The organism is Gluconobacter sp., assembly GCF_047722525.1.
Classification (GTDB): domain Bacteria; phylum Pseudomonadota; class Alphaproteobacteria; order Acetobacterales; family Acetobacteraceae; genus Gluconobacter.
The window spans coordinates 1-19,651 of record NZ_JBDNYY010000025.1 but is presented as its reverse complement, the minus strand read 5'-3'; the positions used below and the strand labels follow the sequence as shown (position 1 = coordinate 19,651).

The 19,651-nt window shown below is 55.5% G+C and carries 13 protein-coding genes and 1 pseudogene; 10 read left to right on the top strand and 4 right to left on the bottom strand.

Annotation, left to right across the window (positions count from 1 at the left end; translation table 11 throughout):
• The 5 genes and pseudogenes from ABF859_RS13585 to ABF859_RS13565 form a co-directional block, all read left to right on the top strand.
• On the top strand, positions 1-830 hold an 830-nt coding region (locus ABF859_RS13585), incomplete at its 5' end, for a peptidase dimerization domain-containing protein (protein ID WP_415528243.1).
• A 32-nt stretch (positions 831-862) separates the two neighbouring features.
• Positions 863-2,353: an amidohydrolase family protein gene (locus ABF859_RS13580; protein WP_415528242.1), complete on the top strand. Its 1,491-nt coding sequence runs from the start codon at positions 863-865 to the stop codon at positions 2,351-2,353.
• Positions 2,350-3,312 (top strand): CobW family GTP-binding protein, encoded by a 963-nt coding sequence (locus ABF859_RS13575; RefSeq protein ID WP_415528241.1) that lies wholly within the window; start codon positions 2,350-2,352, stop codon positions 3,310-3,312. Before ABF859_RS13580 ends, ABF859_RS13575 begins: the two co-directional genes overlap by 4 nt.
• Positions 3,313-3,625: 313 nt before the next feature.
• Positions 3,626-3,769: a hypothetical protein gene (locus tag ABF859_RS13570; RefSeq protein WP_415528240.1), complete on the top strand. Its 144-nt coding sequence runs from the start codon at positions 3,626-3,628 to the stop codon at positions 3,767-3,769.
• A gap of 42 nt (positions 3,770-3,811) precedes the next feature.
• Positions 3,812-4,334 (top strand): annotated as a pseudogene (locus ABF859_RS13565) (integrase core domain-containing protein); the annotation flags it as partial.
• Between the two features lie 117 nt (positions 4,335-4,451).
• On the opposite strand, the gene ABF859_RS13560 reads toward ABF859_RS13565, so the two are convergent.
• The 3 genes from ABF859_RS13560 to ABF859_RS13550 are packed head-to-tail and all read right to left on the bottom strand — an operon-like array spanning position 4,452 to position 9,276.
• Positions 4,452-5,588 (bottom strand): M20 family metallopeptidase, encoded by a 1,137-nt coding sequence (locus ABF859_RS13560; RefSeq protein WP_415528239.1) that lies wholly within the window; start codon positions 5,586-5,588, stop codon positions 4,452-4,454.
• 27 nt (positions 5,589-5,615) lie between these two features.
• Positions 5,616-6,902, bottom strand: coding sequence for an MFS transporter (locus tag ABF859_RS13555; protein WP_415528238.1), 1,287 nt, complete (start codon positions 6,900-6,902; stop codon positions 5,616-5,618).
• Positions 6,903-6,942: 40 nt separating this feature from the next.
• Positions 6,943-9,276: a TonB-dependent receptor gene (locus ABF859_RS13550; protein WP_415528237.1), complete on the bottom strand. Its 2,334-nt coding sequence runs from the start codon at positions 9,274-9,276 to the stop codon at positions 6,943-6,945.
• A 160-nt stretch (positions 9,277-9,436) separates the two neighbouring features.
• Between ABF859_RS13550 and ABF859_RS13545 the strand changes: the two genes are divergently transcribed.
• The gene (locus ABF859_RS13545; RefSeq protein WP_415528236.1) at positions 9,437-10,396 is read left to right on the top strand and encodes a LysR family transcriptional regulator; all 960 of its coding nucleotides are present in this window, start codon (positions 9,437-9,439) and stop codon (positions 10,394-10,396) included.
• Between the two features lie 538 nt (positions 10,397-10,934).
• Here the strand turns inward: ABF859_RS13545 and ABF859_RS13540 are convergent.
• Positions 10,935-11,516 carry an FMN-binding negative transcriptional regulator gene (locus ABF859_RS13540; protein ID WP_415528235.1) on the bottom strand — a complete coding sequence of 194 codons (582 nt, stop codon included), beginning with the start codon at positions 11,514-11,516 and terminating at the stop codon, positions 10,935-10,937.
• 245 nt (positions 11,517-11,761) lie between these two features.
• Between ABF859_RS13540 and ABF859_RS13535 the strand changes: the two genes are divergently transcribed.
• From ABF859_RS13535 to ABF859_RS13520, 4 genes are all read left to right on the top strand, one after another.
• On the top strand, positions 11,762-13,225 hold the full coding sequence (locus tag ABF859_RS13535; RefSeq protein WP_415528234.1) for a PLP-dependent aminotransferase family protein: 1,464 nt from the start codon (positions 11,762-11,764) through the stop codon (positions 13,223-13,225).
• A gap of 589 nt (positions 13,226-13,814) precedes the next feature.
• A complete protein-coding gene (locus ABF859_RS13530; RefSeq protein WP_415528233.1) occupies positions 13,815-15,353 on the top strand; it encodes a prolyl oligopeptidase family serine peptidase in 1,539 nt (512 codons plus the stop codon).
• 53 nt (positions 15,354-15,406) lie between these two features.
• On the top strand, positions 15,407-17,743 hold the full coding sequence (locus tag ABF859_RS13525) for a TonB-dependent receptor (protein ID WP_415528232.1): 2,337 nt from the start codon (positions 15,407-15,409) through the stop codon (positions 17,741-17,743).
• A gap of 78 nt (positions 17,744-17,821) precedes the next feature.
• The gene (locus tag ABF859_RS13520) at positions 17,822-19,495 is read left to right on the top strand and encodes an amidohydrolase (protein ID WP_415528231.1); all 1,674 of its coding nucleotides are present in this window, start codon (positions 17,822-17,824) and stop codon (positions 19,493-19,495) included.
• The last annotated feature ends 156 nt before the right edge of the window (positions 19,496-19,651 follow it).

Below are 19,651 nucleotides of genomic sequence, written 5' to 3'. Positions count from 1 at the left end.
TGGTGCTGAACATGGACGGCGCGAACGGGACGCTCGATGAGAAGACGGGCAAGCCAGATTATTTTACCTGGGAAGGTGCGGAAAAGAATTATGCTGATTTCCGCCTGACCGTGACCAATCCAGGGGGACATTCCTCCGAGCCGCGTCCGGTCAATGCGATCGACGAGCTTGCGGCTGATCTTCTACGGATCCAGCGGTATCGTTTCAAACCGGAAGTTAACGAGCTCAGCCGCAGCTATTTTCTGAATGCCGCGCGCTGGCAGAAGCCGGAGATGGCTGCCGCCATGAAGGCTTTTGCGAAAAACCCTGCGGACGAAAAGGCCATTCGTACGCTTTCTTCAGACCCGTCTTATATCGGCCGGATCGGGACGACCTGCGTCGTGACCATGATTGACGGAGGGCACGCGCTGAATGCCCTGCCGCAGAAGGTGACGGCCAATATCAACTGCCGGATTTTTCCGGGCCACCCGCGTGCGACCATTATGGAAGAACTGCGGAAAGCCGCGCAGGATCCGTCCATGAAGATCGAGGATGCAACGGAAGGATCGGTCCAGACTGCCGCGTCTCCGATGCGTCCGGATGTGATCAGGGCGATCGAACATGGGATGCAGGTTGCCTATCCGGGAGTTGCCGTTTTCCCCGCGCTGTCTTCGGGGGCCAGTGACAGCATGTGGTTCCGCTTTCATGATGTGCCGAGCTACGGGATCAGCCCGATCTTCATCAAGAACTCGGACTCCTTCATGCATGGTCTGAACGAGCGCACACCTGTGTCCGCCATCGCACCCGCTCTCGAGGATCTTCTGGTCGTAATTCCGGACCTGTCTCACTGAGGACGGTCCGCATGTCGTGAAGGGGTGAGCACGTGTTTGATCTCGTGATCCGCAACGGCCTGCTGATTGACCCTGAAACGGGGTTGGAGCAGGTCGGGGATGTAGCGGTGCAGGGCGGGACCATCCAGCGTGTTGGTGCTGTTGCCGGTGAAGCGCGGCGTGAAATCGATGCGACCGGGCTCGTGGTCGCGCCCGGCTTCATCGACCTTCACGCCCATGGGCAATGTGTGGCCTCCGATCGTATGCAGGCGTTTGACGGGGTGACGACCTCTCTGGAACTGGAAGTCGGGATTCTGCCGGTTTCTGACTGGTATGCCCGCCAGCAGGAACAGGGGCGGGTTCTGAATTACGGGGCGTCGGTTGCGTGGGCCTTTGCGCGGATCAGCGCGATGATCGGTCGGCCGGTGGAGCCGTCTCTTTCGTTCATGGGGAAGTGCTATGATGACCCCCGGTGGAGCGAGAATACGGCGAGTTCTTCGGAACTGCGGGATATTCTGTCGCTGGTCGGGCAGGGACTGTTGGAAGGAGGACTGGGGATCGGTATTCCCCATGCCTATGTTCCCGGCGTCGGGGCGAAGGAACTCGTGGATCTGTGTACGTTGGCGAAGCGTCATGAAGTGCCGACCTATACGCATATCGCCTACTCCTCGAATATCGATCCGCGCAGTTCCATCGAGGCTTATACCCGTCTGATCGGCTATGCGGGCGCGACCGGCGCGCACATGCATATCTGCCATTTCAACAGCACGAGCCTTCTCGATATCCGGCAGGCGGCCGAGCTTGTCTCCACGGCACAGAAGCAGGGGCTGAACATCACAGTCGAGGCCTATCCATATGGAACGGGTTCCACGGTGATCGGGTCGCCGCATTTTGGCGAGGCGGCGTTCAGGGAGCGGACCGGCAGTCCCTATACGGCAATCCAGCGGGTCGATGACGGGCATCGGTTCGAAAGCCGTGAAGAGGTTCTGGACGTACAGCGGGAGCGGCCCGATACGCTCGTGCTCTGGCATTTTCTTGATGTGGAGAGTGACCCTTCGGCGCAGGATCTGCTGGATGTGTCGGTTCTTTATCCGGGCGGGGTCCTCGCATCGGATGCCATGCCCTGGACGCTTCCGGATGGCTCCGTTTACGAGGGGCTGGATTGGCCTCTGCCGGAGACGGCGGTTTCTCATCCCCGTTCGTCGGGGACATTCTCCCGTTTCCTGCGCGAATATCTGCGGGAGCGCCGCAGGGTTTCGCTATGTGAGGCCATGCGGCGCTGTTCGCTTGGTCCCGCAAAAATCCTGGAGACGGTATCCCCGCAGATGCGCCGGAAGGGGCGGCTTCAGGAAGGATGTGATGCCGATATTGTCGTGTTCGATCCCGGCATGCTTACGGATCGGGCAGATTTCGCGGCAATGAACCGTCCTTCGGAAGGGGTTCGTCATCTTCTGGTCAATGGTCAGTTCGTGATTGCCGAGGGCGAACTCAACCGGGACGCTTTTCCGGGACAGCCCGTCCGTGGGCATTGCGGGGTGGCGTGAGCGGGGAAGCTGGTCTGGGAGAGGCTGCGGCTGTTCCGGTGCATGTGGTGGGCGGTTTTCTTGGCACCGGGAAAACCACGCTGCTCAACCGGCTCCTCAGGGCGCAGCAGCACCGGCGTCTTGCCATTCTCGTCAATGATTTCGGAGCGATTGATATTGACGGGTTGCTGGTGGAGCGGCGGAATGAGGACGTTCTGGCGCTCAGGAACGGCTGTATCTGTTGCTCTTTGCAGGCTGATCTGTTCTCCACGCTGAGGATGCTTCTGTCTCGCAGTCCCTTGCCGGAGGCAATTTTTGTCGAGTGCAGCGGGGTTTCGAAGCTTCAGGAAATGCGCAGGGCGCTGGCAGACCCCATCCTCTGGCAATATGCGGCTCTGGAAGGGGTGCTCTGTGTCGTCAATGCACTCGATGTGATCGCGCAGAGCGGGATTACAAAAGATCCTCTCTGGAAAGAGCAGATCCTGTCTTCGGACATAATCGTTCTTTCCCATACGGACGAACTTGGAAAGGCTGGCATTCGGGAAGCAGAAGCAAGGCTGCGGGCGATCAGCGGCGGGATACCGGCGCTGCCTTTTTCGGATAGTCTCCTGACCCATGAGGTCCTTTTTCGTCCTCTGGAAGGAGAAACAGAAAAGTCTCTTTTCCGGATTGAAGAAGAGGATGTGGATGATGATTTCGTCAGCCTTGAATGGCGGCGGGAATCTCCTGTGGACCTGACGGGCTTTCGCGCGGTGATCGAGCGACATGCTCCGGTTCTTCTTCGCGCAAAAGGCATCCTCTATCTCGCGACTGCTCCGCGGCGTGCACTGCTGCTACAGATGACGGGAACTCGAATTACCATCGGGCTGGCGCCGGAGAAGGCGCTGTCCGATCCAGATACTCGACTTGTGTTCATCGGTCGGAGAGGGATGTTTGACCCGCGGGCACTGAAAGATGCTCTTAATGCCATTTGCGCTTGATTACTTGGATTGTCTTGGCAAAACGGTATCAGGCAGCCCAGGGAATGGATTGACTGCATGTCGAAACGGCAAACGTTGAATTAACTTATGGACTAGGTCGCGTTGACAAGAGACCTGATCCAGAGCCTGGTGGCGGCGAGACTGAGAAAGATCCTGAAAGACAGGGCGGTCTTGTCGTGGCGTGCTGCGATACGGCGTATCTGTTTAAGCCTGTTGAACATCTGCTTGATGCGGTTGCGGCCCCCGTAACGCCGCCAATCTGTTTTCGGGAAGCCTTGCAGCCTTTGCGTGATGGAATGACCGGCAGGATCCCGTGGATCAGCAGATCCTGGCGGAGTTGGCGTCGAAGCACGATGGGCATCAGACGATGATCGCCCAATGGAAACGCCAAGCGATCGCGGGGATAGCGGGTATCTTTTCCGGGAAGGGGGGCAACAGCATCGACGAGTCCGGTTGACGTGGAGAAGCTGCATGCGCGAACCTGGCGCTGATGCTGCTGATCCACGCACAACTCCGGAAGACGCCATATTCCGGGTCATGGCAGGGGACGCGTCATCTTCGGCGTCTGGGCCACGAAATCGGCCGAAAACGGCTCGGCAGGCTCATGGCAAATATGGGGCTGCGGGCGATCCACCAGAAGTCGTGCACGACAGTGCCGCCTTCTGAACACCGGAAATATCCCTATCTGCTGCGGGATCTGGCGATGTTTCACCGAAGTATTGGATGAACATCAGAACCGCATCAGCATGGACGGTCGTGGCCGGTGACTGGACAATGTCTTCATCGAGCGTCTGTGGCGGTCACTGAGACACGAATGTGTCTACCTGCATACTTTTGAGGCTGGCTCCGATCTCCGTTCGGGCTTCGCGAAGTGGATCGCCTATTATAACGGGCAACGTCCGCATACGGGGCTGGGGGGGCGCACGCCCCATGAGGCGTATCATACCGAATCAACGCCATCTTGTCCGGGGTTAACCCCGGACAAGATGGTCAGCAGCAATGCCGTCAAAATGGCAGCATGACATCAATCGGGTATAGCTTATTCAACCCCCAAGACTGTCCGAACAAACGGGGTCACCTTTGTTTTTTGATGTCGTGGTTCCCCAGGCCCGTTCCAAACGGGCTTGGGGAACGGACTGTCATTTCTGAAGAACCAGTTCTGTGAGCAGGTTCCATCTTACAGGGATACTGGAAATCTCGATGTATTCCTGCAAGGTATGGGCACCATCTCCGACAATGCCGAGCGCGTCCAGCGTGGGAACGCCCATGGCGGCGGAGAAATTGCCATCCGAGCCGCCGCCGGTGGAAAGATCGAATAGGGCCTGTCCATCAGCACGAGAGATGGTTTCTGCCTTTTCGACCAGCGCCGTAATGCCTTTGTCCTTCATATATCCCGGGCGGTTGATCGCCCCTTCGACGGTAAGCTCGACATCCGGATCGACAGCCTTGAGGCCCAGAATGCGCTCGTTCATTTCTGTCCCTTTGGCCTCATCCGGAACGCGCAGATCAACAACGGCAGACGCGTGTTCCGCCACCACGTTGGCGCCTGTGCCACCGTCAATGAGCCCGACATTCACGGTAATGCCGCGGCTTTCATCTGTCATGTCTTCAAGGGCGAGGATCTGATGGGCCAGCTCCCGGATGGCGCTGCGGCCTTCGGCGTGAGCCCGGCCGGAATGTGCCGGGCGACCATGGCAGGTGATGAAATACCGTCCTACGCCTTTGCGGCCACTTACGACGCCATTACCGGGGCGTCCCGGTTCCGTCACGAGGACATATTGTGCCTTGGCGGCTTCTTCCTCAATGAGGCGGCGAGACGACGGGCTGCCGATTTCCTCGTCCGACACGATCAGCATCCGGATCGGCAGATGTGATTTTTTCGAAAGGGTGGCCAGAACCCTGAAAGCGAGCAGAACGCCTGCTTTCATATCGGCGATGCCAGGCCCGTAGAGTCTGTCTCCTTCTTTTTTCCAGGGCAGCGTATGAGCGAGGGTCCCGATGGGGTGTACGGTATCAATATGACTGAGAAGAAGAATACCCTTCTCGTTCGACATCCGCTCGGGATCGTACAGGACGATGTGGTCTCCCAGCGGGGCGCCGCGTGTGTCCTTGTTGCCGCTGTGGACTTCGGCTGCCAGACCGGCATCCTTGGCGCGGGTCATGATCAGCCGTCCGAGTTCGTTAACCTTCTCGGGGCTTGTTGTCGGCGTTTCAATGCTGACCCATTCCTTGAGTTCTGTGAGAAACGAGGACAGGGCTTCAGGTAACATCTGCATGAAAAATGCTTTCAGAGAGATGGAAAATCAGGGTGTGTGCGCGGTGGCCGCCAGGATGGAGGGCGTATCGCGCAGGCGTTTCCTCATCCACAGAAATGGAACCGTGGACAGCAGGGCCATGATCACCACATAAAAGCACCATGAGACGGAGCTTCCCGTGCGGTTAATGATCACGGTGAAAATAGGCTGGGCCGAACCGCCGAAGATTGTGACGGCCAGCGAATAGGCACAGCCTACGCCGACCGTTCTGACAGGCATGGGAAAGAGGCGGGTCAGGATTCCTGTCCCGGTTCCGGACGCCGCGCCATGGAAAATGGCGAGAAAGCCCAGGAGCGAGAAGACGGTTGGAAACCCCGCGCCATGGGAAAACAGAATAAAGACCGGCACGATCGTAAAGGCCAGAATGATACGGCAGGTCACGACAATGGCTGTCTGACCGACCATTGAGACCAGATAGCCGCTGGCAATAGCGCCGAATGCCGTTCCGGCCCCGATCGCGATATTTACCGACAGGGCCGGAAGCGCATGGAAATGCAGGTTTTTTCCTGCAAACAGGGCACAGTAAAGGAAGAAATACTGCAGGACCGTTCCACCTGCCGTGATGAGCATTCCGGACAGCACTTCGACCGGCATCCGGGTGAAGACGGACAGGATATGGGGTGGATGGGCATCGCTCTTTTCAGGGACGAGGGTCTCTTCCAGGGCGCCCCGAAGCCACAGTCCGATCGGACCGATCATGGCGCCGATCGCAAAGGGAATACGCCATCCCCAGCTTGCAAGTTCGTGGTGGGTCAGGAGCAGGCTCAGCGTTGCGCCCAGCAGACCTGACGCAATGGTGGCGAAGGACTGGCTGGCCAGCTGCCAGGAGGCCGCCCGACGGGAGGTTTTCGTATCGGGTGCGGACTCGACCAGAAATGCCGTAGCGGGCCCCATTTCCCCGCCGACGGAGAATCCCTGAAGCAGGCGGGCGACGAGAAGCAGGGCAGGTGCGGCAATGCCCATCGTCTTGTAGCCGGGAAGAATGGCAATCAGCAGTGATCCCACGCACATGGACACCAGCGTGAGCGTCATGGCGGCCTTGCGGCCCCGCGTATCCGCGTAATAGCCGATCAGGAGCGCCCCCAGAGGGCGGGCGACAAAACCGAGACCAAACACGGAGACGGCCTGAAGAATACGGACATAATCGTCCGTACTTCCGAAGAAATAGTCGCCAATATAGGCTGCGTAAGCAGTGAAAACAGTAAAGTCAAAGAACTCCAGCGCATTGCCGATCGTCGCGGCAGCGATGGTCCTGACGGTTTTTCTGTCTTTCATGCGCAATGCCCTTTTCGGCTTTCCGATACGTTCCGCGTCATCAGAAATTGTAATTCACGCGACCACCAATAAAGCGGGGCGGACCTGAAATGGCGGTCTGCACGTTCGTGGCCTGAGAGCGTGTGAGATCATATTTCCGGTTGGCAAGGTTGGTCGAATAGATGGTGGCTGACCATTTTTTCGAAACGGGCTCAAACGTCAGGAACGAGTTCAGCAGGAAATAAGCCGGAACGGTCCGGTAGGGCGGATTTCCAGGAATGAGGCCTTCCGCTCCACGATACGAATAATCGACATCGAACAGCAGATGATAGCGGGACGTGATGTGGAATGCATAGATGGCGGATCCGTTCATCGAGATCTTGGGAATGCCACTGTCGACGCCATGATAGTCGCTGTAGAAGGCCTTCCAGATGCCGGTCTTGACGTAATAGGCATTCACCTGTGAGGCATTGATTGAATGGAACTGATCGTAAACGCCTCTCTGATACCCCACGACCTGTGTGAGTGTCAGATCCCGGGTGGGATGGGCTTCCATTGAGCCTTCGACGCCCCAGATCGTTGAACGGGGGACGCTGACATACGATCCCACGGAGCCGTAGCTGGGGATGACGATATTTCCCAGAACCTGCTGATCGCGGTAGTCATAGTAGAAGGCTGCGCCGTTCAGGCGGAGGCGGTGGGAAAAGAAGTCATTTTTCGTTCCGATTTCGTAAGCCATGATGGTCTCAGGCTTGATGGGCTGTGCCTGCTGCGCAACGACCGTGTTGTTCGCCGTGAATCCGCCCGGTTTCATGCCCTTGCGGACATCCGCATAGAGCAGGCTGGTGGGCGTGACCTGATATTCGATCCCGACCTTGCCGGTGAACTGGTTCGCCAGCGCGCCATGTGTTCCAAAGTTGAGATCGTTCTGCCCGAAATGGATGGTCGTGAGGTCAACGAGTTGGCGTGAGTCGGATTCATGCGCAATGCTGCCGACCAGTCGCAGGTTTTTCAGGACCTTGTATCCCAAGGTCACATACTGGTTGAAAGTCTCCTGCGGTGAGCTGAAGCTGGTTTCGGACATGTATCCACGCAGGGCATAATCCGTAAAATCATAGTAATTGCTTTGCTTCTGCATGACCCGGTTGTAGTACATGCCAACGTCCCAGCTGAAGCGGTGTGAACGGTCCTTCAGGTCATGGAGGCTGATTTCCTGCGTGAAGGAATTGGCGACCTGTGTACGGTAGTTATCTGCTGTGGCGTACAGCATACCGTCCTGATCCTGATATTCATGAAGCTGTACGGCATCATAGGCGCTGGAAATATCAAGTTGTGCGAAACGGAAACGATGCGCCAGCGCCAGGTGAAAGCCCCAGTTCAGGTCATTGAAGTCAGGTTTCGTGTCATGATAGCCGATCAGCTTCGCAAAAGCAGGCTTGATGTCCCAGCCCGTCTGATAATACCCGAGGTCGCGCCCGTATTGTCCCGCGAAGGACGAGAGATTGTTGTTGATTCTGAAGCCGGGGGCTTCGGAACGGTTCAGGGACCAGTATCCTGTCAGATTGACATCCGTATTCTCATCCGGCTGCCAGGCGAGCTTGCCGCGGATGGCGCCTGTATGCTGGTCGCCGAGTGACTGTCCGGTGTCACGGCTTGTGTAATATCCGCCCCCCTCGAGCAACTCGGCCGCCAGACGGTACTGAAGGTTGTGAGTGATGGAACCGGTGACAAAAGCGTCCGTCTTGCTTCGGTTGTAAGAGGCAAAATCCTCGGAAATCCCGGCATGGAACTGCTTTTCCGGGGCTTTCGTCGTGATGCGGACCTCGCCACCTGTTGTGGTCTGACCATGGGTAAAGCCGGAGGGGCCGGGGTCAACGCCGATGCTGTCAATATCGAAAAGAGGGCCGGAGGTCATTGACGAAATCGAATAGGCGACACCGTCAATATAAGGCATGACCGATGGCGTATTATTCATGGTCAGATCGTTGAAACCGACGCCACGAAGGTGGAAATTCAGTGCGCTCGAACCGTACTGCGTTTCAATCTGCAGGTTGGGAGCCAGTTTCTGAATATCGGTGGTGGTAATGACTGCGCGCTGCTGAAGAGTTTCAGCGCTGATCATTGTTGTGGATGAGCCAACATGCTGCTCTGTATTGAAGCGTGTCGGAAGTTTCCGTGCCGAAATCTTGATGTTTTCAGTATCCGTTGCCATCCGTGATGTTGCATGAGGCGCACTTTTCTTGTGTGCCGGGGGCGTGGCATGCGTCAGCGGGTGCTTGGTGGAACGGGTGGAATGCGTCTGTGCTGCTTCGGCGGGAATAAGAGTTGCCCCGACCGTACCGAATACCAGAGCGGTTGTGAGTTTGGAATTCCGTGAGAGAACGCGCAGCACCATGAAAAGCTTCCTTTATGGGCTCATCTGCTTTTACGAGCGAATTGCAAGACCGCCATCCTGACGGGCACAAACTTGTTGCCTAATTGAAATATTAAAAACCGATTGAATCTATGTCGTAACGGGCGCAAGAATGTTGCGTCCAATGCAACGGAGAAGCAGGATGTTTGGCAGACACGAACTGAGCGAACGAACCCTGCAGTATCTGGACGCCGTCGCACGCTTCGGCAGTATCCGTTCGGCCGCAGCAGCGACCGGGGTCAATGCGTCTACGATCAGCCGTCAGATCGCGGCTCTCGAAGACCAGCTCAATCTCGGTCTGCTGATGAAGAGCGGACGGGTCACGGTTCTTACCGAGATGGGAAAGGTCGTCTGCAATTACGGGCTCGAACGGGCGCGTCTGACGCGGCGCTTTCAGGCCAGCCTTCAGGAATACCGCACTCTGGAGCGCGGACATGTCACCATCGGCAGCGGAGAAGGGCTGGTCACCGTTCTGATCAAGGCGGTGCTCCACAAATTCGTAGCCAGTCATCCTGGCATCACCATCGAGATCCGGACGGCGGCCCTGCCGCAGCTTGTCCAGATGGTACGTGATGATGAAGTGGACGTGTGTATCTACGCAGGCGCGGCGCGGGATCCCATCCTGAATGCACGGCCATTCCAGACCGAACCGCTATGCGCAATTCTTCCGGTGATGCACCCTCTGGCCAAAAAGGAGAAGGTGACCATCGAGGAGATCGTTAGCAGTCCCCTGATCTTCTTCCAGCCTCATTTTGCAGCCCAGACCTATGTCGATGCGATTCTGGAGGATCGACAGCTCAATTACTTCCCAGCGTTTCGATGCGACATGTTTGGTACGGCGCTGTCGCTCGTGGCGCATAATCTGGGGATAGCGTTCATGACGAAAGGCGCGGCCCAGGATTATGTCGATCTCAATCGCGTCTGTGCTGTCCCTCTGGATCATCCAATTGCCAACGCGTTTCAGCGCTATGTTGCGGTGCGGGCGGGACGACGGCTGATGCCTGCCGCGTTTGACCTGTGGCGCGATATTCTGAGCGCGAATTCAAACGGACATTCTCACAAAGCGGTACAAGATGTCACGGCTGCTGGATCTGGAATATGAAAAATCCACAGAGCAACGCATCGAACGATAGTCTCCGGACCCTTTGATTTACTGCGAAAAATCTGTTTCAGGCATCTGTGATGAGACTGAAGATAAGCGATCTGTCTTGGCGGATGGATGAACAGATCGATCGTCTGCGCCACTTTTCCAAAGAGCCCTGACAGGTCCCGGGGCTTCTGATCGGCCGCACCAAAAGCGGGAAGAATACGAAGTTGCCTACCATCACCGATCAGAAGCAGGGTATGCTTACGAAAGGCGACCATTTTGTTGCCTCGGTTTTGTCAGGATCTCAAACGTAGCTGCTTTTGGGGCCGATTTCCCAACCCTCATCTGTCGGCTGCTTACACCATTTTACAATCGTCTTCACGTTGATCACGAACTTCTGGCTCAGCGTCACGCGTGAAACCTGTGATCGCTATATTGGCGTACGGAAGGGATGCGTGGTTGTGGCGCTCCCATGAGGCTTCTGTCTCGTAATGTTCTTTTTGAAAACAAATGGAAATAACACCCCTATTAAATCCCGGCTATAATTACCTTGTTAAAGGGATGTGTTGCGGAAATTATTCATCCATTCTGTAAGTTTATTGTTACCATGATTTTTAATTATTTGAGAGAAAATGTCTTCTCTTTCATCTTGGCCAAGTTTGAACATGGGGTGAAGAGTCAGATTTTCGACACAGAAACCGATGATGTGTTCTTTCAACCCTTCAATGCGGTTTTCAGCCTCTTCCATGCTCCAGGGCGAGGGCTCGTTGTGCTCCATTTCCTGAATGAGGATTTCCAGGCTGCTTTGTGTTAATTCGGGGCAGAATGTTATCTGCCCCGAGACAAAGAGACGGGCATAATTCCACGTCGGGATCCACGAACGGTCCGTCAAGAGATTGGGAGTAATATAGCTTTCAGGACCACAGAACAGGATACCTACCTCCTGAGTTTTCTGTAAGGCCTGAGGTAATACGTTGCGCTTTGCCATATGGCCGATGAGGGACGTGATCCGTTCTGGATCCCCTGCCGTCTTTGCAATCAGTGGAATATGAACCGGGAGACCTGGATAAGCAGAAATTCCCGTGATCGCAGCAAGCGGATAATCACGGATAAGCTGTAAGGCAGGATTGAACATCAATATGGACCGTCTGGTTCATCATTATCTGGTATCTGCCACTGGCCAAGAGCCAGAGAATGGTATTCAGCGCATGGCAAGAAATGAACAGTCAGGTTTGACTGTTTGACATTTCCCTACAAGAGCCAGTTTTCGAATTGATGGGGGACCATGCGGGGCTCTTGGGAACGAAACGAGTTGGTGATAGAAATGTTCCGGACGTTGTTTCATCAGGCGGGAGGCCGTACATGCTTCGTCCATGGCGGATGCATCTGGATGTTCGGCTCGATAACGAGTCACCGTTACCGATCTACATCCAGATCGCCAATGCGATCGTGCATGACATTGAACGTGGACGACTGGCGCCGGGGGAGTTTCTTCCCAGCACGCGTGCCATGGCACAATTGCTTTCGGTGAACCGGAAGACGATCGTACTGGCCTATGACGAGTTGATCGCTCAGGGCTGGATCGAAAGTGCAGGCACGAGCGGCACAAAGGTTTCTGAGGCCTTTGGTATGCACACTCCAGCGCCAAAAGACAGAACGAACTGCTCTTCGGCTTTGGATACAAAAGCACCATTCTACGATTTTAGGGCTCCCCCTGCACGGTCGCTGGCCGTCCTGAACGAGAAAAATATTCATAAAATCGATGAAGGCTCGCCTGACGGTCGTCTGTTTCCAGCAGATGTTCTGGCTCGTGCTTTTCGTACTGCAATGACGCGTCTGTCCCGAAGCAATACTCTGTCTTACGGTGACCCGCGTGGTTCTCGGGAATTGCGGGAAGTCATTGCGGCGATGCTCAAGACAGAGCGGGGGCTTCCGACTGATGTGGAAAATGTCTGCCTGACGCGAGGAAGCCAACATGGAATTTTCCTTGCCGCCCTGACCATTCTGCGCCCTGGAGATACCGTCGTTGTTGAGGACCTGACCTATGAGCCCGCTGTTATGGTCTTTCGGGCGATTGGCGCGCGCGTGGTCAGTGTGGGGCTGGATGAGGATGGGGTGGATGTAGAGGCTCTTTCCCGGCTATGCGAATGCGAACGTGTTTCTCTGGTGTTTCTGACGCCGCATCATCAGTTTCCAACAACGGTATCTTTGCGTCCGGAGCGAAGACTTTATCTGATCGAGCTGGCGCGCCGCCATCGCTTTGCCATTCTTGAGGATGATTACGACCACGAGTTCCATTTTCACTCCCAGCCCCTGCTTCCTATGGCAAGTTACGCGCCAGAAAATGTTGTCTATGTCGGGTCGTTATCGAAACTGGTCCTTCCGGCGCTCAGGCTGGGTTATATTGTAGCGCCGGCACCAGTTATCGAAGCTTTGGCCCATCACATCTCGGTACTGGACGGAATGGGGAGCATCATCACGGAGACGGCAGTTTCGACCCTTATTCAGGAAGGAGAGCTTCGCCGGCATGCTCGCAAGGCCGCCCGGATTTATGCGGGTCGGCGTGATGCCTTTGCTATCATGCTTCATGAGATTTTCGGGCAGAAGATTACTTTCTCCAAGCCGCAAGGAGGTCTCGCATTCTGGGTGCGGTTTGCGGATCCAGAATGCCTGACACGGATAGAGGCCAATGCCGCGTCCATGCAACTGCGCTTCGCGCCGTCTGAATCCTATTCCACATCGGGCAGGAATGTTTCGGGATTGCGGATCGGGTTTGCGAGCATGACCGAAACGGAAGCACGCGAGGTGCTGCTCAGGATGGGGGAAGCCAGCAGTACCGCATGAGACAACATCACGATATCGCAATGGACCCTTTGAAAAGTAAAAACTGGATGTTCTGATAGGCCAATGATTACAGGCATCCTGTCCGGGTTGGTACATTAACCCGGGGAGCTGGATCGCCTTGCGTATGACGACTGCCAATCGCCTGCCAGACAGGACAGCTTCTTCCATGAAAAGGCTGTTGCAACACGCTCTGAGCAACGCGGCGATCTGTGGGGTACTGGCAACTGCTCTGACGGTCCCTTCCGCTTTCGGGAAAACCGATACCGGAGCAGGGGCAATCTCTCCACGAGATATCGCTTCTCTGCGCAATGTGAAGGACGCGCAGATCTCACCAGATGGCAAAACGATTGTTTACGAGCGCGTTGATCCGTCGAAAAAAGATACTCCCACTCCTCCGATCCTATGGGAAGTTGCGACTGACGGACACCATCCTCCCATAAGGTTTCCAGGCACCAGCCCGGGCGACCATGAAGCCCGTTGGTCTCCTGAGGGGAAGATGCTGGCTTTGCTCCGAAACACAGTCAGATCCGGGGAGCCAGAGCTGGTTCTTGCAAGACCCGGGCAGGCAGCGGTCACCCATGTCACTGGAATGACCGGAAGTCCGGTCACATACCAATGGTCGCAGGATGGACGCTCCATTGCGATCATCACTAGGGAAAAGCCTGCCTCTCCGTCACGGGTGGGGCAGGTGGAAGGTGAGAGCGGCGTGTCTCATCTGTTCATTCTGGATCTTACGCATATGAGAGTGCGTGAGGTGCCGATTTTCGCGCCCTTTATATTCGATGTCGACTGGGCACCCGACAGTCAGCGTCTGATCCTGCGCACAGGACAGGAAGGCGGTCTGGATTATTTCTGGTACCGTTCCACGGTCTCGGTCATTTCGACTGACGGAAGGCTTCTTCAGTCCTTGCCGGGGCATGCCACGGCCGTTCATCCTTCCTTTTCGCCGGATGGGCATCAGCTTGTGTATGGCTATTTTGCGGACGACGGGATCGGTGGGCGTGTTGCGCTCTATGATCTTGAGACCCGTACCAGGCATCCGGTAGGAAGTGACTGGGGCGGTGCCATTCTACGAGCCGTCTGGGATCAGGATGGCAAAGGACTTACAGTTCTGGGATTCCGGGGACTGGATACTGCTCTGGCACATGTCGCGACGACGGATGACCGTGTTGAACCATTTGCCACCCTACAGGGAGAAATCTTCGATTTTTCAGAAGATCATGCAGGAAACATCGCGGTCGTGGCCTCGACACGTCAGCAACCGGGTGAGGTCTGGCTCTATCATGGGGCAGACGGGCATGTTCTGACGCAGACCAATCCGGAAGTCAGCGATTGGGATCTGGGTGAGCAGCGGATTGTCCGTTGGAAAGGGCGGGATGGTCTGGATCTGGAGGGGATCCTTGTCCTTCCCCCTCATGCGCCGTCCAGCAAACCTCTTCCCCTGTTCGTTCAGGTGCATGGAGGGCCCCTAGAAGCATGGTACGATGGCTGGCTTGGATCGTGGCACAACTGGGCCCGCATGCTGGCATCCCACGGCATTGCCGTCTTCATGCCAAACCCGCGCGGCTCCGAAGGAGGAAACGCTGTTTTTACGGTGGCGAACCGTGGAGACTGGGGCGGGCAGGATTACCAAGATATCCTCTCCGGCGTGGACATGCTCGAACAGAGCGGCATTGCCGATCCCGGACATCTGGCTCTGGGAGGCTGGAGTTATGGCGGTTTCATGGGGATGTGGGCGGCCGGTCATAATGATCGGTTCAGAACCACTATCGCGGGTGCCGGAATTTCCGATCTGGAATCAATGGCCGTGGCGACTGATGTCGGGTTCAGTTTCATTTCCCCTTATTTTGGCGATCCGCTGACCCATCGGGCCGAATATGCAGCCCATTCCCCACTGTCCTTTGCCAAAGCGGTAACGGTTCCGGTGCTTCTGCTACATGGCAACGCAGATGCCCGGGTTCCCTCCGTTCAGAGCCGTATGTTCTACGCAGCGCTGCATGAGCAGGGGAAACCTGTACGCCTTGTTCATTATCAGGGGGCACCTCACTGGTTTGGTGGAAGTGTCGGAATGAATACGGAGATCGATGTGCAGCAACAGGTTCTGTCCTGGCTTCAGCATTATCTCTGATTATTTCACGTAAAAACAATAAAGTATTCAACTCTATTCTGAGGTTCCCAGAAATGCTTGCACGAGAGCTTAAAAATGTTCGGGTGACCGGTCTCTGTTCCAAACGCATGAGCGCCTTCCGTTTGGCCCTCCTGACGGCAGTATGCGCACCTCCAGCTTCTCTGCTGGCTCAGGACCTGCCCTCTGCGACACACGGTCTGAAGACACCGCCCAAAACGTCCTCCCACAAGGCATCCGGGGCGCATGCTCCTGCTGAAGCCCATCCGGCGGACGTACAGGGTGGTCTGGAAACAATCACGGTTTCGGCGGAGCGCCGGCGTCAGTCCACTCATGATGTGGCAAACTCCGTGACGGTTCTGTCGGGGCAGTTTCTGCAAAAAATCGGCGCCCAGTCTTATGCCGACTATATCTCGCAGGTTCCTGGCGCGACATTCAACCAGTCCCTCCCTGGTCTCTCGACCATTACGTTCCGTGGCATTGCAACAACAGCCGGTCTTGATCAGGGGCAGGGAACAACCGGCTACTTCCTGAACGACATTCCCCTCGCCGAACCCGGTTTTGCGATTGCCGTACCTGATATCGATACGTTCGATGTCGCGCGGGTCGAGGCACTCCGCGGGCCACAGAGTACGCTCTTCGGCTCGGCAACCTTAGGGGGTGCCATCGATTACATTCCCAATCAAGCCGACAGTAGTAAAATCGATGCCGCTGCGCAGTCATCGATTGTCGGGATGCCTGGTCATGAAGTGGGGTATGCCGAAAAAGGTATGTTCAATATCCCCATCATCAAGGGGAAACTGGCCGTTCGGGGCGTTCTGGATTACCGCCAGGATCCCGGGTACATTACCAACCGCGGTATCGGAACAAATACAAACACCAGTTATACAAGAAACGCCCGTGTCAGCGTCGTATGGACTCCCACCGATAAAGACAAGTTGGCCTATACCTATCTTGCACAAAGTTCTGATATTTCAGATGATCCGTACTCGTTGATAGCCATGCCAGACTATCAGAAGTCGCGTCAGGTCGAAGAGCCACTGCGTACTCAGATTCAGATGCATGAACTGAGGTATGATCATGAATTTTCGTTTGCGACGTTGAACGCCATGGGGGCATTTCTGCGTAAAGGCAAGAATGCAACAACGGACTATACTCCTTATTATGGGACTTCCATGGGAGGAGGAAATACGACGCTCAATGAAACGGGCGACAGTAAATCCATGTACTACGAAGTCCGTCTCGCTTCCCGGGGACACAGCCGTTTCAGCTGGTTGCTGGGGGGGGCCTATTATGAGACGTGGAAGCGTATCGAGGACAATGTTTCGACGTCAGGTGTGAGCTCTTATCTCAGTGGCCTGTACGGATCATCAGTTGCTTCGTCTCTGACGCAGGGGCCAGATAGCTGGTACTGGGGGACGGCAAATTATGATGGTACCGAAAAATCGATTTTCGGCGAATTTTCATACACTCTGTTGAAAGGCCTGACGGTGACGGGCGGCGCGCGCGTGTTCAATGCTGCCGAAAGGGCTTCTACTGAAACGCCTGGCTATCTCGCCTATGCATCCTACGGCACTTCGCTTTATCGCTCGGCGTCATCCACCTCCCAAACCAGTGCGCTGCCAAAGGTTGCGCTTCGATATGAGCCCAACAAGGCGATGATGTTTTATTTCCTGTTTTCTGAAGGATATCGGTTCGGTACTCCTAACTCCGTCATTTACAATGCCGCTTACCCGACACCGACAGGAACAAGATCCGACAGTCTCATGAATTATGAGGTCGGTGCGCGTCTGAACCTGTTTCATCACCATCTGCTTCTGGAACCCACTCTGTACTGGATTGACTGGAGTAACATGCAGGCCCGACTGCTGCGAGGGGACGGTCTGACTTATGGTGCAAACGTGGGCTCGGCCATCAGTCGGGGTGCCGAACTCAGCGCAACATGGGTCACACCGATCGATGGTCTGACTTTGCGGGTCAACGGGACCTATGATGACGCTCATACAAACCAGTCGGTGACAACATCTGGTGGAATCATCGCAGGAGGATCCCAGCTTGCTTCCAGTCCCAAATGGCAGTTCAGCGAGATCATGAGTTACACTGTTCCCAATCTGTCCATGGAACCGACATTTTCGGTCATTCATCATTATCGCGGCTCGGCCCCGGGACTTCTGGGAAACAGTCTGATGACCGGGAATTACAATACTGTTGATCTGCGTCTGTCCGGGACGTTCCACACGCCACAGGGACAGTTCGGCGCGAGCGTCTATGTCAACAATGTTGGTAATTCTCATGGAATTACAATGGGTTATGATAACGGAAGTGCGCTGGTCAACCAGTACTATCTCCTGCCTCCGCGCCTGATTGGTTTCACATTGAACTGGCATCTCTGAAAAACTGATTGCCTGTACCCGAATCCGAAGCATCTATTTGGAGGGCCATGAAAGACCCTTCCGAGAGGAAAAGGACGCATGCTCAAGAGACGCGATTTTCTGAGTGCCGGCGTTGGCTGTGCATTGCCAGCTCTGGGATTTCCTGCAATTGCGGCATCTTCGTGGGAAGGCGTCGATACAGCCTATGTCAATGCAATGGTGTGGGATGGCTATTCTGCCGGACCATCCATGAGTGCGATTGGCATAACGGGAGAGCATATCGCTTGTGTAGGGATCGATGCCGTAAAGGCGCAGATCTCAAAGCGTACGCGGGTGGTTGATCTTCAGGGGGCATTTGTCATGCCGGGGCTGACAGATTGCCACACACATTTTTCCCTAGCGTCTCTGGCGCTGACCGAACTTGATCTGCGGTCCGCCCGGACCCCGCGAATGCTGGTCGATCAGATCGCCGCTCGTGCGCGAAATGTTACCAAGGGACATTGGGTTCTGGGTACAGGCTGGGATGCAGACCAGTGGGGCGGTACGCTTCCGGACAAGAGCTGGCTCGACAAGACAACGGGCGATGTGCCGGTATCGGTGTCCCGCTATGATCTTCACATGCTGTTGCTGAACTCAGCTGCGCTGCGTCTTGCTTGTATTAACCGCAATACTCCGGATGTTCCGGGCGGTGTCATCGTGCGTGACCGGAATGGCGAACCGACCGGTCTTCTGAAAGATGCGGCCAAGAGCCTGGTGGAAGCCGCAATCCCTGCATACTCTTCCAAAGAGATTGACGATGCCATGCGTCAGGGCATCGCACTGGCTCTGAGCAAAGGCGTTACGAAAGTTCATTGTCCCGAACTGGACTGGAGAACCCATGAGAGCCTCCTGCGTCTGCGGGCTCAGGGTGAAACCAATCTGCGTTTTTATTCTTTTGTTCCTTTGTCCGATTGGGAACGTCTGCTTCAACAGGTTCAGGAACACGGTTGGGGAGACGACTGGGTCAGATGGGGGGGGCTGAAGGCGCTTGCCGATGGCTCTCTGGGGTCCAGGACAGCATTGTTCCAGAAATCTTACGACGATGATCACTCTTCACGTGGAGTCCGTGTTCATCCACTCAAAGATCTTCTGGAATGGACATTGATTGCTGACAGGCATAATTTTCAGGTCGCCATTCATGCGATTGGAGATCAGGCCACGCATGACGTCCTCAACATCTTCCAGACCGTGCAGGACCAAAATGGCTTCCGGGACCGGCGTTTTCGCATGGAACATGCCCAGAGTATGCAGATCAGGGATATAGGGCGGTTCAAAAAGGAAAATGTCATCGCTTCGATCCAGCCCTATCATGCCATTGACGATGGCCGATGGGCCGTTCGCCGTATTGGACCCGGGCGCTTGAAAGGAACTTTCGCATATCGCTCCATCGTGGATCAGGGTGCGCGTTTCTGCTGCGGTTCGGACTGGCCAGTTGCTCCTATTGATCCTTTCACCGGCATCAAGGCTGCCGTTCTGCGTCAGACGCTGGATGGAAAAAATCCAGGAGGATGGATGCCCGAGCAAAAGCTGACACTTCTTCAGGCTCTAAGTGGATATACAACCGGCGCCGCATATGCAGGTTTTTCCGAAGGCAGGATGGGACGCATCCTTCCAGGGCTGCTCGCAGATTTCAGTATTTTGGATAAAGATATTTTTGCTATTTCGCCGGAGCAGATTGACCAGATTTCCACCCTATCTACGATTGTAGGAGGGAAGGTGCGATATACAGCATAGTAGCCCTGCCTGAAGCAGAAAATCCCTCTGCGTAGAGGGAACCGGAAAGTTGACATCCGAAATCGGGCAGGAATACCTCCTGCTTTCAGAAGGTTTACCTCTTTCTGTTTGCCGCATCCGACCGCCCACCCCATCTGTATGGGAAACTGGTGACAG